Below are 417 nucleotides of genomic sequence, written 5' to 3'. Positions count from 1 at the left end.
CAAGATGAGATAACACAAGTTTTAGAGTATGAAGCTATTGTTGAGAAGTTTTATAATGGTGTTTGGAGTAAAACTACTGATTTAACTCCTACTCAAGAAGCTCAATTACAATGGTATTTTATTAAAAACAATGATGAATCTGATACTGATATTTTAATAGATAACCCAACCAATGATAATATTACTATTAATGGATTAAAAATGAGTGTTACTTTAGAAGAAGAGAATATTTATAAAGTAGGACATGCACACTGCTTTGTAAGTAATAGTGAAGAAGAAGGATATACACAAACACAACTTGCAAGATATTTAGAAGTTGAAGATATAGTTAGTTCTCATATTTCACAAGAAGAGGGTGAATGTATAGCTGTATTAAATGTAGAAGAGCCAAGACAAGAAGAGTTAGCACAAATTAGA

The 417-nt window shown here is 29.5% G+C and carries 1 pseudogene; it reads left to right on the top strand.

Annotation, left to right across the window (positions count from 1 at the left end):
• Positions 1–417, top strand: a pseudogene (locus CP960_RS13830) (type VI secretion system Vgr family protein); the annotation flags it as partial.

Source organism: Malaciobacter halophilus (assembly GCF_002837275.1).
GTDB lineage: Bacteria > Campylobacterota > Campylobacteria > Campylobacterales > Arcobacteraceae > Malaciobacter > Malaciobacter halophilus.
The sequence above is the reverse complement of the archived record's forward strand: the minus strand, read 5'-3'. Positions and strand labels throughout refer to the sequence as shown.